Source organism: Mesorhizobium sp. M0808 (assembly GCF_040320025.1).
Taxonomy (GTDB): Bacteria; Pseudomonadota; Alphaproteobacteria; order Rhizobiales; family Rhizobiaceae; genus Mesorhizobium.
In genome coordinates, this window is the sequence record NZ_JAMYOX010000008.1 from 25067 (window position 1) to 38784 (window position 13718).

Here is a 13718-nt window from a genome sequence, read left to right on the forward strand (position 1 = left end):
GACAAGATCGTTGCCCGCAACCGGCAAGCCAACGGGTGCCCATCCCAAGCGGCTTCTGAAGCGCGCGGAATTCCTGGCTGTCCGCCGCGGCGAAAAGCGCCGCGGGCGGCTTTTCCTCGTCGAGGTCCTGGGCCGCGGCGACAGCGAGGCGCCGCGCGTCGGCTACACCGTCACTAGGAAGGTCGGCAACGCCGTCGTTCGCAACCGCATCCGGCGGCGGCTCAGAGAGGCCGTGCGCACGCATGCCGCGGATGACATGGCGCCGGGCAATGATTATGTCATCGTCGGGCGCGAAGACGTGCTTACCACTCCGTTCGGCCAGTTGAAGGCCGAACTCTCCCGCAGATTGCGTGGAACACGATAGGCCAAGGGCTTCGATGGAAAACAACCGCAACTTCTTCATCACCATCGCACTGTCGGTGCTGATCCTGGCGCTTTGGCAATATTTCTATGTGATGCCGCGCAGCGAGATGCAGCGCGAAGCCGCCCGCATCGAAGAGCAGCGCGTGGCGGAGCAGAAGAAGGCCGCCCAAGGCACCAGTCCGGGCGCCAGCGAAACACCGGTGCAGCCCGGCGCCATTCCGAGCGCGCCTGGCGGCGAAGCCGTCACCGCGGCTAGCCGCGACCAGGCGATCGCCTCGACCAAGCGCGTCAAGATCGACACGCCGAGCCTCGAAGGCTCGATCAACCTCACCGGCGCACGTCTCGACGATCTCAAGCTCAAGCATTACAGGGAGACGGTCGACAAGACCTCGCCCGAGATCGCGTTGCTCAACCCGGCGTCCCTGCCGAACGGCTATTTCGCCGAGATTGGTTTTTCCGGCACGCCGGATGTGGGCAGGCTGCCGGGTCCCGACACCGTCTGGCAGACCGACGGCAATGCGACGCTGACACCGGCGACGCCGGTGACACTGACCTTCACCAACGACAAGGGCCTGACCTTCAAACGGACCTTCTCGGTCGACGCCCAGTATATGTTCACCGTGTCCGACACGGTCCAGAACGGCGGCTCGGCGCCCGCGACGCTGTCGAACTATGGCCGCGTCACCCGTTTCGACAAGCCGGCTATCGCCAGCACCTATGTGCTGCACGAGGGCCTGATCGGCGTTACCGGAAGCGAGGGCCTGCAGGAATACAAATACTCCAGCGTCGAATCGGACAAGGAATACAAGCCAGGCAAGTCGACCGACGGCTGGCTAGGCATCACCGATAAATATTGGGCGGTGACCCTGGTGCCGCCTGGCGGCCGCGAATTTCAGCCCAAATTCTCTTATTTCGAGTTCAAAAGCGGGCCCCATCCGCACAGCTACCAGTCCGATTTCCTGTCCGATCCGGTCACAATCGCTCCCGGGCAATCGACGACCGTGGAGTCGGAGATATTCGCCGGCGCCAAGGAAGTTTCGACGATCAACGCCTATGAAAAGGACCGTCATATCCGTCAGTTCGACCTCCTGATCGACTGGGGCTGGTTCTATTTCATCACCAAGCCGATGTTCTGGCTGATCGACACGCTTTACAAATTCTTCGGCAATTTCGGTCTGGCGATCCTCGCCACCACCGTCATCGTCAAGGCGCTGTTCTTCCCGCTTGCCAACAAGTCCTATGCGTCGATGGCGAACATGAAGAAGGTGCAGCCCAAGATGCTCGAGATCCGCGAGAAATACGCGGACGACAAGATGAAGCAGCAGCAGGCGATGATGGAGCTCTACAAGACCGAGAAGATCAATCCGCTCGCCGGCTGCTGGCCGGTGGCATTGCAGATCCCGGTGTTCTTCTCGCTCTACAAGGTGCTCTACATCACCATCGAGATGCGGCACGCGCCGTTCTTCGGCTGGATCCAGGATCTGGCGGCGCCGGACCCGACATCGATTTTCAACCTGTTCGGGCTGATCCCCGTTACCTTGCCGCACATGCTGATGATCGGCGTCTGGCCGCTGATCATGGGCGTGACGATGTTCCTGCAGATGCGCATGAACCCGACGCCGCCGGACCCGACGCAGGCGGCGATCTTCACCTGGATGCCCGTGATCTTCACCTTCATGATGGCGGGTTTTCCGGCCGGCCTCGTCATCTACTGGGCCTGGAACAACACGCTGTCGATCCTGCAGCAGGGCGTGATCATGAAGCGGCAAGGCGCCAAGATCGAATTGTGGGACAATCTGGTCGCGCTGTTCCGCAAGAAACCGTCGCCGGCGGAATAGCCGGCGCTCCGACGATGCGAGACCAAAAAGCCCCGGTTCGTCCGGGGCTTTTTGCACAAGCTGCCCGCCTGGATTAAGCGATTGGTACTGCCGGACGGATCGCGCTATTTTGACCTGCCTGGCAGTTGCTCGACGGAGCTCGATATGACCGGACCCAATCCATCGATCAAGCATCCGATCCCGTTGCACACGCGCGTCGGCTTTCTGAAACCGCTGGTGACGGCGCCGAATATCGAGATCGGCGACTTCACCTATTATGACGACCCTGACGGACCCGACAAATTCTCCGAAAAATGCGTGCTGCATCATTATCCGTTCATCGGCGACAGGCTGATCATCGGCAAGTTCTGCGCCATTGCCGAAGGCGCGCGCTTCATCATGAACGGCGCCAATCACGCCATGTCCGGCTTTTCGACCTATCCGTTCAATATCTTCGGCCATGGCTGGGAGGAAGGCTTCGACCCGGCGACATGGTCGAAGGAGGTGCGCGGCGATACAATCGTCGGCAACGACGTCTGGATCGGCATGGAAGCGGTGACGTTGCCGGGCGTGAAGATCGGCGACGGCGCCATCGTCGCGGCAAAGTCGGTGGTGACGCACGATGTGCCAGACTATGCGATCGTCGCCGGTAATCCGGCCAAAGTGGTGAAGATGCGCTTCGACGACAGGACCATCCGGCGGCTGCTGGCGCTGGCGTGGTGGCACTGGCCGGTGGAAAAGATCAGCCGCAATCTCGATGCCATTCGTGGCAGCAACATTTTTCTTCTGGAGGCAGCGGTTTGAACGCGTTGAACAAGACCACGATCGGCATCGAATTGTTCACGCGAGCCTGGATCTTCATCCGCGGCGTGCCGGCGATGAAATTCCTGCCGCCGGAGGGTCCACCCGAGATCGCCTTTGCCGGCCGCTCCAATGTCGGCAAATCGTCGCTGATCAACGCGCTGGTCAACCAGAAGGGGCTGGCGCGCACCTCCAACACGCCGGGCCGGACGCAAGAGCTCAACTATTTCGTGCCTGGCGGATTTTCGGGAGAAGGCGCCGATCTGCCGCCGATGGCGCTGGTCGACATGCCAGGCTATGGCTACGCCACTGCGCCGAAGGAAAAGGTCGACGAGTGGACGAAGCTCGTCTTCGACTATCTCAAGGGCCGGGTGACGCTGAAGCGCGTCTACGTGCTGATCGATGCCCGCCACGGCATCAAGGCCAAGGACGACGAGGTGCTGTCGCTGCTCGACAAGGCGGCGGTGTCGTATCAGATCGTGCTGACCAAGACCGACAAGATCAAAGCGGCGGGGGTACCGCGGCTGATCGAGGAAACGCTCCAGAAGATCAAGAAACGCCCGGCGGCATTTCCCTTCGTGCTCGCCACGTCGTCGGAAAAGAGCGAGGGCCTCGAGGAATTGCGTGCGGCGATCGTGCTCGCCGCCAACGGCGGATAGGCAACGGACTCCGACGGCTGGTCAGGCGGGGCTGGAGGCCCGTTCCTGCTCTGCAAGCTGTTCGGTGCCGTAGGCCTTCAGGAACACATCGACGCCCGACCTGACGATGTGTTCGATCTCGGCCGCACTTGGCGCCTTGGTGCGATAGGCGAAAATGCACTGGCGGAAAAGACCGGCCAGACACAGCTCGGTGAACTGATAGGCGGCAAGCTCGACGTCGTCGATCTTCAGCAGGCCGCGTTCGATAGCCATGTTGAGGAAAACGACGACCCTGTCATGGCCACGCTTCGGGCCGCGTTCGTAGAACCGGGCACCAAGCTCCGGAATGCGTTCCGACGCGCCGATCACCGTCCGCTGCGCCAGGATGACCCTCGCCGAAGTGATCTTCATGGACAGCACGACGCCGAACTTCACCAGCGTCTGGCGAAGGTCGCCAATCTGGTCGAGCACTTCATACATGTTCTTGAAAATCGTGCCGCGCTCTTCCTCAATCAGCGCTTCGAACAGCTCTTCCTTGTTGGCGAAGTAGACATAGATGGTGCCCTTGGACACGCCGGCCTCGCGCGTAATGTCGTTCATCGACGCGGCTTCGAAGCCCTTGTCGATGAAGACACGGCGCGCACCCTCGATGATCTGGCTGCGCTTGACCGGGTCTTGCCCCGCGGCCGGGCGGCCGCGCGGCAGACTGTCCAGCAGATCGCACTGGTTCTTGCCGGCGCTGGGCAATGGGCCTGAATCAGGCAAAGGAGCGGCCTTGGGGGCTTCGGCCATAATGTCACACCTCGTAAATAATTCGAACCATCCGGTTCGATTGCTCTTGATATGGGCCTCTTTAAGCGCTAAGTCAACGTCGAGATCGAACCGAACGGTTCAGTCTGACGAAATTCAGCGCCAGTTAATTTAGAGAGATATCATGTCCTCGAACGCGCCCACCAGTGCCGAAGTCCGCCCCTTCCCCAGTGCCAAGGTCCAGCCTGCGATCGAGGCGCCGGAGGCCCCTCTCAAGCCCGCCGACGTCGCTCCCGCCAAGAAGAAGCGCTCAATGCGCTCGATGTTGCTGCCCATCATCGGCCTGGCCCTGCTGGGCGCCGGCGCCTGGTATGGCTATGATTACTGGACCGACGGGCGCTTCATGATCACGACCGACGACGCCTATGTTCAGGCCGACACGGCGTTCATCTCGCCAAAAATCTCGGGTTATGTCGATCAGGTCAAAGTGACCGAGAACCAGCAGGTGAAGGCCGGCGACCCGCTGCTGATCGTCGATGACGGCGACTACAAGATAGCCGTTGCCCAGGCCGAGGCGCAGATCGCCACGTTGAGCAAGACGCTCGACCGCATCGATGCCCAGACCGAGGCGGCGCGCGCCTCGCTCAAGCAGGCGCAGGCGCAGAAGACCGCCGACCAGGCCGCGGCCGATAATGCGAAGCGAGCTCAGGTTCGTGCCGCCCAGTTGCTCAAGACCCGCGTCGGTACCCAGGCCCAGTTGGACGATGCCCAGACGGCGGTCGAGCAAGCCAATGCCGCACTAGCCGGCGCCGACGCGCAGATCGCGGCGGCTCAGGCCAATATCGGCGTGCTCCAGGCGCAGCGGGCGGAATCGGCAAGCACGCTGGCCTCGCTGCAGCTTGCCCACGACAAGGCGGTGCGGGATCTGTCCTTCACCGTGCTGCGCGCACCCTATGACGGCGTGGTCGGCAACCGCTCGGTCGAGCAGGGCGACCTGATCAGCCCCGGACAGAAGCTCGCCGTCATCGTGCCAATGGACAAGCTCTACATCGTCGCCAACTTCAAGGAGACCCAGCTTGCCCGGCTGGTGCCTGGTGAAAAGGTCAGAGTGTCGGTCGACGCGATCGACGGTCAGGACATCGAGGGTACCGTGTCGTCGCTGGCCCCGGCTTCGGGAGCAGTGTTCTCGCTGCTGCCGCCGGAGAACGCCACAGGCAATTTCACCAAGGTGGTGCAGCGCGTTCCGGTTCGCATCGACGTGCCCGCGGATGTGCTGAAGACGGGCAAGCTGCGCGCCGGCCTGAGCGTCGTCGTCGCCGTCGACAGCCGCACGGCGCCTTCGGCATCGAAGTAAAGCGGAACCGGGAGCAAAGGTCATGGCGACCGCAACCCTAACTGCAGGATCGGCGCCGACGCCAGCCATGCCGGTGCCGGTTGACCACATCTCGACACGCCGCGTCATCGCCTTCCTGGCAATGGTGTTCGGCATGTTCATGGCCATCCTGGACATCCAGATCGTCTCGGCCTCGCTGGCCGAGATCCAGGCGGGCCTGAGCGCCAGTTCGGACGAGATTCCGTGGGTGCAGACGGCGTATCTGATTGCCGAGGTGGTGATGATCCCGCTGTCGGGCTTCCTCAGCCGGATGCTGTCGACGCGGGTGCTGTTCACAATCTCGGCGGCAGGTTTCACCGCGGCCAGCGCGCTGGCGGCGACCGCAACCAATATCGACCAGATGATCGTCTACCGCGCCGTGCAGGGCTTCATCGGCGGCGGCATGATCCCGAGCGTCTTTGCAGCCGCCTTCACCATCTTCCCGCCGTCGCGTCGCGCCATCGTCTCGCCGATGATCGGCCTGGTAGCGACGCTGGCGCCAACCATCGGCCCGACCGTCGGCGGCTATATCAGCCATGCCATGTCCTGGCACTGGCTGTTCCTGGTCAACGTCGTGCCCGGCATTCTGGTGACGACGGCCGCCTGGTCGCTGATCGACTTCGACAAACCCAATCTCAAGCTGTTCAGCAAGTTCGACTGGTGGGGGCTTGCCGGCATGGCCGCCTTCCTCGGCTGCATGGAATATGTGCTGGAGGAAGGTCCCAACAACGACTGGCTGCAGGATCAGGCGGTGTTCATCTGCGCCGTCATCATGACCTTCGGCGCGGTGCTGTTCTTCTGGCGCGTGTTCACCGCCGAGGAGCCGATTGTCGATCTGAGGGCTTTCAGCAATATCAATTTTGCCTTCGGCTCGCTGTTCTCCTTCGTCGTCGGCATCGGCCTCTACGGTCTGACCTATCTTTATCCGGTGTTCCTGGGGCGGATCCGCGGCTACGATTCGATGATGATCGGCGAGGCGCTGTTCGTCAGCGGCCTGGCCATGTTCTTCACTGCGCCGATCTCCGGCATCCTATCGAACAAGATGGACCCGCGCATCATGATGATGATCGGCTTCTTCGGCTTCGCCACGGGGACCTGGTGGATGACGCATCTCACCGCCGACTGGGATTTCTATGAACTGCTGATCCCGCAGATCCTGCGGGGCTGCTCGATGATGCTTTGCATGGTGCCAATCAACAACATTGCGCTCGGAACCTTGCCGCCGGAGCGGCTGAAGAATGCGTCTGGCCTGTTCAACCTGACCCGCAATCTCGGCGGCGCCGTCGGCCTGGCAGTCATCAACACCGTGCTGATCGACCGCAATGCCTTCCACTACGCCAGGCTCTCCGAGCACGTGCAATGGGGAAGTGCCGCTGCGCAGCAGAAGCTGCAGAACATGACGCTCAACTTCGAGCAGACCGCCGGGCTCGACGCCTCCAAGGCGGCCATCTCCAAACTGTCAGGCATGGTCCAGCAGCAGGCGTCGCTGCTGTCGTTCATGGACGTATTCTTCATGCTGACGGTTTTGTTCGCGACGCTTGGGCTCTTCACCCTGGTGATCCGCAAGCCAGCCGCTCAGGGCGGCGGTGGCGGAGGCCATTGAGGCGCGCTGGATCCCCCGCCTGGCGCCCTCGCGCATGACCCCGAAAAAGCGATTTTCGGGGTCATGCGCAAAATCAACCATTACGAAGTTCTCTCGCGCTCCGACAAAGTCAGGGTCGCAGCCGTCCTCACGCCGTCGCCGGCTTGAAGGTCAAGGCAACGCCATTGATGCAGTGTCGCAACCCGGTCGGCGGCGGACCGTCGTCGAATACGTGGCCGAGATGGCCGCCGCAGCGGCGACAATGGACCTCCGTGCGGGTCATGCCCAAAGACCTGTCCACGGTCTTGCCGACGGAATTCGGGATTTCCTGCCAGAAGCTCGGCCAGCCTGTGCCGGAATCGAACTTGGTCTCTGACGAATAGACCGGCAGGCCGCAGCCGGCGCAAGCGAAGATGCCTTTGCGGTGCTCGTTGAGCAGCGGACTGGTGCCCGGGTATTCCGTGCCCTCCTTGCGCAGCACATTGAAGGCCGCGTCGGACAGGATGGCGCGCCACTCGGCTTCGGTCTTGGTAACCTCGAAAGTCTCAGCCGCGCGTGCATCCTGGGCTCCGCCCATGCGCAGCGCGGTGGCGCCTGCGACAACGCCAATGGCTGCCGCACCACTCAAAAGAAGCTCGCGACGGTTCATGGCCATTCCTCCTGTCATTGCTTGTGCCAAATTCGACCGCCGCACGGAAATCAAAAGCCGGTGACGATCGCTGTCCTCAAAGCGGGACTCCGCGCCTATCCACATCTTGCGTGAACGGCGCGGAGTGTACGCAGGGAGGCCCTTAGCGATATCTTCGCCGGCAGCGTGCGTTTGTTACATCTTCGGCAGGAGAACCTTGTCGACGACGTGGATGACGCCGTTGGACTGCTCGACATCGGCGATCGTCACATTGGCGACGTTGCCGTTCTCGTCGGTCACGGTGACCTTGCCGCCGTCGGCCTTGAGCGACAGTTCGCAACCACCGACCGTCTTGACCTTGTGGGTGCCGCCGTCGTTCTTGACCATCTTGGCGACGTCGGCGGCCATCGCTTTGGCGCCGATGACATGGCAAGTCAGGATCTTGACGAGCTTGTCCTTGTTTTCAGGCCTGAGCAGCGTCTCCACCGTGCCGGCTGGAAGTGCCGCAAAGGCCTCGTTGGTCGGCGCGAACACAGTGAAGGGGCCAGCGCTTTGCAGCGTATCGACCAGGCCGCCTGCCTTGACGGCAGCGACCAGCGTCGTGTGGTCCTTCGAGTTGACAGCATTTTCGACGATGTTTTTCTGGGCATACATGGCGGCGCCGCCGACCATCGGATTTTGAGCATAGGCAATGGTGGCGAGCGCGGAAATGGCGACCGTTCCGGCAAGCAAAAGGGTGGCGGATTTACGCATGATTTCAATCTCCTCGGGTTATCGTTCCCCTCATTTGGGAACGCAAGGAGATACGCGATAGAAATGCTGGAGTTTCGTCCTCTCCGCAAAAAAATATTTGTCGCTGCAATTTGCCCGGCGCGGATCGACAGCCGCCAACAAGCTTTGCAGGCGTTTCAATCGCGGGAGATAGATTTCAGGTCTGCTTCCGGAGATGAGAAGCGGTCAGATGCTCTTCAGATCGCCCGCTGCGACCACCGGTCCAGTCGGCTGGCCGGTCGGTGAACCGCCGGCAGGCTCAACGCTGACCGCAAGCACGGCGCCTTTCGCCAATTTCTCCTGGACGGCGGGCGGGATGGCCAAATGCGCGGTCGCACCGGCCGGGATGACGCCCATCGACACCGGCGCCTTCTTGCCTTCGATCATCCACAGCTCGAAGTCCTTGCCGGCGGCCCGCTCGCCGGAAACGTGGGAAAGACCGACCTCGTGACGGGCGGCATCGTAGACGACGAGATATTTGACGTCGCTGCCTTCGGCCGCCAGCGAGGCGACAAGCCGCGCCTGCGGCGGTTCGGTGGACGGGCGGAAGTAAGGCACGGCGATGTAGATCGCCAGCGCCGCAATGGCGGCGGCGGCAAGACCGCGCCAGAAGCCAAGGCTCGACCACAGGCCGGCGCGCGGCTCTGCAGCGAACAGCCGGCGGTCCAATGCTTCCTTGACCCTGATCGGAGGCTCTGTCTCCGGATAGGCGGCGGCCATCGGCGAAAGATGCGCCTCCCAGGCATCGACAAGGCGCGCGAAGGCGGCGTCCGCATCGATGCGGCGCGACGCGATCTCGCGTTCATCGGCGGCCAGAACGCCAAGAACGTATTCGGCGGCGAACAGGTCGTCGCCCCCACGTTCCGGTCCATTGTCGTCAGCCAGCGTCATCTTTCCAGGCATTCTCTCAGTTTCAACAGGCTGCGGCGCAGCCAGGTCCGCATCGTGTTCAGCGGTACGCCATAGCGCTCCGCCAGTTCGGCATAGCTTTTGCCATCCAGATAGGCGCCCCGGACGGCCGCCGCCCGGTCCTTCTCCAATTCCTTGAGACAATGGTAGATGCGTTCGGACTCACCGCCCGCCACGGCCATGGCCTCCGGCCCCGGCGCCGGATCGGCCACGTCGAGCGCGGCATCGATATAGGCGGCAGGCTCTCGCCGCGCCCTGATCCGATCGATCGCATGATTGCGCGCAATGGCCACCAGCCAGGAGATCGGGCTCAGATCCGAAACGGCGAAACGGTCCGCCTTCGTCCATATCTTGACGAAGACCTCTTGAAGCGCCTCTTCTGCATCTCCCCGATCCTTCAATACACGAAGGCAGACGCCGAAAAGTTTCGCGCTGGTCTGCCGGTAGAGCAGATCGAACGCAGCCCGGTCCTTCATCGAAGTCCGGACAATCAGGTTGCTGATGTCCTGCGGCGTCATCCGCCGCCAAATTAGGCGATTGCAATGTATTTGCAACGACTGAAATGGTCTTGCGCACCGGCAGCGCCAGCGTCGATTGCCAATGAAATCGCAGCCCGCTAGCTTGCAATGAGCGGGAGGGCGACCATGTCGATCGAGCGGGTTCTGTGGGAGCATGACGCAACCGGCCAGGCCGCACTCGTGCACAAGGGAGAGATCACACCGCAAGATCTCGTCGATGCGGCGATCGCCCGGGCCGAGGCCACCCACCCGGAGATCAACGCCATCGCCGAACCGCTCTATGAGGCGGCGCGGGCGCGGGCGAAAACCGTCGACCACAAGCTGCCGTTTGCCGGAGTGCCCTTTGCGCTGAAGGACCTCGGCATCGCCATGAAGGGCGTGCCGACGCATGGCGGCAGCCGCATCCCGGCCTTCACCCCCGATTTCAGCTCGGTGATGACGGAACGCTATCTGGCCGCCGGCCTGATCCCGATCGCCACCAGCACCGCACCCGAACACGGGCTGAGGCTGGTGACCGAATCGGCGGCTTTCGGCATCACCCGCAACCCATGGGACACCGCGCATACGACCGGCGGTTCCTCAGGCGGTGCGGCTGCGCTGGTCGCGGCCGGCGTCGTGCCGGTGGCGCATGCCTCGGATGGCGGCGGCTCGATCAGGGTGCCTGCGGCCTGTACCGGGCTGGTCGGGCTGAAGACGTCGCGCGGCCGGGTGCCCTTGACGCCGCTCGTCACCGAAAGCTGGTACGGCTTCGTCGTCGACCATGCGCTGGCTCGCTCGGTGCGCGACACGGCCCGGCTGCTCGACCTGACCCACGGGCCGGACCCACTGTCGCCCTATGCGGCACCGCCGCCGAAAGGCAGTTTCGCTGCGGCCGCCGGGCGCGATCCGGGCAAGCTCAAGCTCGCCTTCTATCGAAAATCGCCGCTCGGCCTGCCGATATCGGAAGAGACGTTGAAAGCTCTGGATGCGGCGATCGGGCTGGCGCGCGAAGGCGGACACAGCGTCGAGGAGATCGACCTGCCCTATATCGATCGCGATTTCATCGCCGATTTTGCCAGAACCGTCGCTGCGGCGGTGGCCGGCACGATGCGTGGCGAGGCCTTGCGCGTCGGCCGCTCCATCTCAGGCGACATCGAACGCGCCACGCGCGTGATGAGCGGGTTCGGTGAAATTCTCTCGGCCGGCGAAATCTATGCCGGCCTGCAGCGGCTGCACGCAACCTCGCGCCGGCTTATCACCGAAACCGCGCATTATGATGCAGTGCTGATGCCTGTCATCGCGCACCCGCCGCTCGCCTGCGGCACCATGGACCCGAAAGGCGCCGACGAATTCATCGAGAATGTTCTGGACAGACTGCGCCTCGCCGGCCTGCTGAAGTTCAAGCCGCTATTCGGCCAGCTGATGGACAAGAGCCTGTGGTTCACCCACTGGCCGGCGATCCAGAACGTCAGCGGGCAACCGTCGATCACGCTTCCGGTTTACGTCACCGATGCCGGCCTGCCGCTCGGCGTCCAGGCCGCCGGCCGCCCCGGCGACGAGGAAACGCTTTTGTCGTTCGCCGCGCAGATGGAAAGGATCTCGGGCTGGCTGGGCCGACGGGCGCCGCTGCAGCGGCCGGCATAGGCGGTGATTTTGATCGATCGTGACAGCAAAGCCGTTTGCCCCCTCGTCCAATTCCCGCTAAGACGCCGCCGTTCATGCCAAGCTGGGAACCACGCCGATGACGGATGTCGCCGCCACCGCCGAAATGCAGGCCGCGCTGCTTTCAAGGGCGCTGCCCTATATGCAGCGCTACGAGAACAAGACGGTCGTGGTGAAATATGGCGGCCACGCGATGGGCGACATCGCGCTCGGCAAGGCTTTCGCCCGCGACATCGCACTTTTGAAACAATCCGGCGTCAACCCGATCGTCGTGCATGGCGGCGGGCCGCAGATCGGCGCCATGCTCAGCAAGATGGGCATCGAATCCAAATTCGAGGGCGGCTTGCGCGTCACCGACCAGAAGACCGTCGAGATTGTCGAGATGGTGCTGGCCGGGTCGATCAACAAGGAGATCGTCGCGCTGATCAATGCCGAGGGCGAGTGGGCGATCGGGCTGTGCGGCAAGGACGGCAACATGGTGTTTGCCGAAAAGGCGCGCAAGACCATGATCGATCCGGATTCCAACATCGAACGGGTGCTCGACCTGGGCTTCGTTGGTGAACCTGTCGAGGTCGACCGCACATTGCTCGACCTCCTGGCACGATCCGAAATGATCCCGGTGCTGGCGCCGGTGGCGCCCGGCCGCGACGGCCATACCTACAACATCAACGCCGACACGTTTGCCGGCGCCATCGCAGGCGCCTGCCAGGCGACGCGCCTGCTGTTCCTCACCGACGTGCCCGGCGTGCTCGACAAGGACAAGAAGCTGATCGACGAGTTGACCGTGGCCGAGGCCAAGGCCCTGATCAAGGACGGCACTGTCTCGGGCGGCATGATCCCCAAAGTCGAGACCTGCATCGAGGCAATCGAGCGCGGCGTCGCAGGCGTCGTCATCCTCAACGGCAAGACGCCGCATGCGGTGCTGCTCGAGCTGTTCACCGAACACGGCGCCGGCACGCTGATCGTGCCGTGATTGGCGGCCTCGGGATTCAATCGTCTTTGAGCAGGCTTCGCGTCAAATCCTCTTCGTTTGGCATGCTTCCGTGCAGCAGGATTGCTTGTAGCGCGTCGCGTAAGAGCAACCAAGCCCGCGCCCAATTCTCCATGCTAACCGGCTTTTGTGAACCATGAGAAATCCTGCTGCGGTCCCCATAACTTTTTTTCGCGGCCTCATATGTGACGGAACGGGAATTGAGCGGGGCTAGTAGCTCCGCTAACAGCAGAGATGTTCGAAACGTTATCTCGGTGCTTATCGATGGAAAAAGGCCTTCGATTCCCTGCCAGATATGAAGGATCGAGCTCCCCAGATCAGGGATTAGCGGGGCTTTGACCAAGGCACGGCGCGCCGCGCGCAGTACGGGCGTCTCTTTTTCGAAAGCGAGCCACTTTGTCATATCTTGGGCGACCCCATCGGCGACACCCTCACTTACGTTTCGGGTAAATTGACCCGGTTCGCCGACGATGCATACAAAGGATAGCTCATGCGACCAGGTCTCAACCCGCGCGGTCGCGTGCGTGATTCCTTCGCGCATTCCTTCGTGCATTGTCGCTTGATGGCCGGATGAGCGGGCGTTTATGCCGGCGTAAGCGTTGAGCGACGTGTTGCAACCAAACGGCGCGACTGTGGGGCAAGTCCCACGAAGGTATAGCATCGCGCGGTACGCATCGATGCGATCGGCGGCCTCGGGAAAATCTCTGCCAGTAGTCTCAAATTCGAGATTTACGCTTTGCTTGCATCAGCTCGGCCGGCACCCTGATGGGATGATGTTCCGCGACGAGGGAATACAAATCGAAGATCGGGACCTCCCATTTGCGCTTGTGCACGCGTACGAGGTCGTTGCCGCACACATCCCCCTCGAATTCAGGGAGCAGCCAGGTTATGGGGAAAAAGAAGTTCGGCATGGGGATATTATAACCTAATGCCCCAT

The 13718-nt window shown here is 62.4% G+C and carries 14 protein-coding genes; 8 read left to right on the forward strand and 6 right to left on the reverse strand.

What is annotated here, in order from left to right; all coding sequences use genetic code 11:
• The first annotated feature begins 10 nt into the window (after window positions 1–10).
• From rnpA to yihA, 4 genes are all read left to right on the forward strand, one after another.
• Window positions 11–364, forward strand: coding sequence for a ribonuclease P protein component (gene rnpA, locus NKI25_RS12695; protein ID WP_352539960.1), 354 nt, complete (start codon window positions 11–13; stop codon window positions 362–364).
• A gap of 13 nt (window positions 365–377) precedes the next feature.
• Window positions 378–2201, forward strand: coding sequence for a membrane protein insertase YidC (yidC, locus tag NKI25_RS12700; protein WP_352464739.1), 1824 nt, complete (start codon window positions 378–380; stop codon window positions 2199–2201).
• A 144-nt stretch (window positions 2202–2345) separates the two neighbouring features.
• Window positions 2346–2984, forward strand: coding sequence for a CatB-related O-acetyltransferase (locus NKI25_RS12705; RefSeq protein WP_352464740.1), 639 nt, complete (start codon window positions 2346–2348; stop codon window positions 2982–2984).
• On the forward strand, window positions 2981–3640 hold the full coding sequence (gene yihA, locus NKI25_RS12710) for a ribosome biogenesis GTP-binding protein YihA/YsxC (RefSeq protein WP_031193748.1): 660 nt from the start codon (window positions 2981–2983) through the stop codon (window positions 3638–3640). Before NKI25_RS12705 ends, yihA begins: the two co-directional genes overlap by 4 nt.
• 21 nt (window positions 3641–3661) lie before the next feature.
• Here yihA and NKI25_RS12715 read toward each other — a convergent pair whose 3' ends face one another.
• Window positions 3662–4411, reverse strand: coding sequence for a TetR/AcrR family transcriptional regulator (locus NKI25_RS12715; RefSeq protein WP_352769518.1), 750 nt, complete (start codon window positions 4409–4411; stop codon window positions 3662–3664).
• A 142-nt stretch (window positions 4412–4553) separates the two neighbouring features.
• On the opposite strand from NKI25_RS12715, the gene NKI25_RS12720 reads away from it, so the two are divergent.
• A complete protein-coding gene (locus NKI25_RS12720; RefSeq protein WP_352998540.1) occupies window positions 4554–5723 on the forward strand; it encodes an HlyD family secretion protein in 1170 nt (389 codons plus the stop codon).
• A gap of 67 nt (window positions 5724–5790) precedes the next feature.
• A complete protein-coding gene (locus NKI25_RS12725; RefSeq protein WP_245274730.1) occupies window positions 5791–7344 on the forward strand; it encodes a DHA2 family efflux MFS transporter permease subunit in 1554 nt (517 codons plus the stop codon).
• Between the two features lie 127 nt (window positions 7345–7471).
• On the opposite strand, the gene msrB is transcribed toward NKI25_RS12725, so the two are convergent.
• From msrB to NKI25_RS12745, 4 genes are all read right to left on the reverse strand, one after another.
• Window positions 7472–7972, reverse strand: a complete 501-nt coding sequence (msrB, locus tag NKI25_RS12730) for a peptide-methionine (R)-S-oxide reductase MsrB (RefSeq protein WP_023677487.1) — start codon at window positions 7970–7972, stop codon at window positions 7472–7474.
• A 174-nt stretch (window positions 7973–8146) separates the two neighbouring features.
• Window positions 8147–8704 carry a fasciclin domain-containing protein gene (locus tag NKI25_RS12735; protein ID WP_352682581.1) on the reverse strand — a complete coding sequence of 186 codons (558 nt, stop codon included), beginning with the start codon at window positions 8702–8704 and terminating at the stop codon, window positions 8147–8149.
• Between the two features lie 204 nt (window positions 8705–8908).
• A complete protein-coding gene (locus NKI25_RS12740; RefSeq protein WP_023677485.1) occupies window positions 8909–9613 on the reverse strand; it encodes an anti-sigma factor in 705 nt (234 codons plus the stop codon).
• Window positions 9610–10149, reverse strand: a complete 540-nt coding sequence (locus NKI25_RS12745) for a sigma-70 family RNA polymerase sigma factor (protein WP_023677484.1) — start codon at window positions 10147–10149, stop codon at window positions 9610–9612. Before NKI25_RS12745 ends, NKI25_RS12740 begins: the two co-directional genes overlap by 4 nt.
• Before the next feature lie 126 nt (window positions 10150–10275).
• Between NKI25_RS12745 and NKI25_RS12750 the strand changes: the two genes are divergently transcribed.
• Together NKI25_RS12750 and argB are read left to right on the forward strand one after the other, a co-directional pair.
• Window positions 10276–11772, forward strand: a complete 1497-nt coding sequence (locus NKI25_RS12750) for an amidase (RefSeq protein ID WP_352998541.1) — start codon at window positions 10276–10278, stop codon at window positions 11770–11772.
• Between the two features lie 97 nt (window positions 11773–11869).
• Entirely contained in the window at window positions 11870–12763 is an 894-nt protein-coding gene (argB, locus tag NKI25_RS12755) for an acetylglutamate kinase (protein WP_023677482.1), read from the forward strand.
• A 16-nt stretch (window positions 12764–12779) separates the two neighbouring features.
• Here the strand turns inward: argB and NKI25_RS12760 are convergent, their stop codons facing one another.
• On the reverse strand, window positions 12780–13322 hold the full coding sequence (locus tag NKI25_RS12760) for a hypothetical protein (RefSeq protein WP_352998542.1): 543 nt from the start codon (window positions 13320–13322) through the stop codon (window positions 12780–12782).
• Between the last annotated feature and the right edge of the window lie 396 nt (window positions 13323–13718).

Bases quoted from the DNA above. Each gene is read 5' to 3' on its own strand.
- yidC (WP_352464739.1), top strand. From the start codon at position 378: ATGGAAAACAACCGCAACTTCTTCATCACCATCGCACTGTCGGTGCTG.
- NKI25_RS12705 (WP_352464740.1), top strand. From the start codon at position 2,346: ATGACCGGACCCAATCCATCGATCAAGCATCCGATCCCGTTGCACACG.
- NKI25_RS12715 (WP_352769518.1), bottom strand. From the start codon at position 4,411: ATGGCCGAAGCCCCCAAGGCCGCTCCTTTGCCTGATTCAGGCCCATTG.
- NKI25_RS12720 (WP_352998540.1), top strand. From the start codon at position 4,554: ATGTCCTCGAACGCGCCCACCAGTGCCGAAGTCCGCCCCTTCCCCAGT.
- NKI25_RS12725 (WP_245274730.1), top strand. From the start codon at position 5,791: ATGCCGGTGCCGGTTGACCACATCTCGACACGCCGCGTCATCGCCTTC.
- msrB (WP_023677487.1), bottom strand. From the start codon at position 7,972: ATGAACCGTCGCGAGCTTCTTTTGAGTGGTGCGGCAGCCATTGGCGTT.
- NKI25_RS12735 (WP_352682581.1), bottom strand. From the start codon at position 8,704: ATGCGTAAATCCGCCACCCTTTTGCTTGCCGGAACGGTCGCCATTTCC.
- NKI25_RS12740 (WP_023677485.1), bottom strand. From the start codon at position 9,613: ATGACGCTGGCTGACGACAATGGACCGGAACGTGGGGGCGACGACCTG.
- NKI25_RS12745 (WP_023677484.1), bottom strand. From the start codon at position 10,149: ATGACGCCGCAGGACATCAGCAACCTGATTGTCCGGACTTCGATGAAG.
- NKI25_RS12750 (WP_352998541.1), top strand. From the start codon at position 10,276: ATGTCGATCGAGCGGGTTCTGTGGGAGCATGACGCAACCGGCCAGGCC.
- argB (WP_023677482.1), top strand. From the start codon at position 11,870: ATGACGGATGTCGCCGCCACCGCCGAAATGCAGGCCGCGCTGCTTTCA.
- NKI25_RS12760 (WP_352998542.1), bottom strand. From the start codon at position 13,322: ATGCGCGAAGGAATCACGCACGCGACCGCGCGGGTTGAGACCTGGTCG.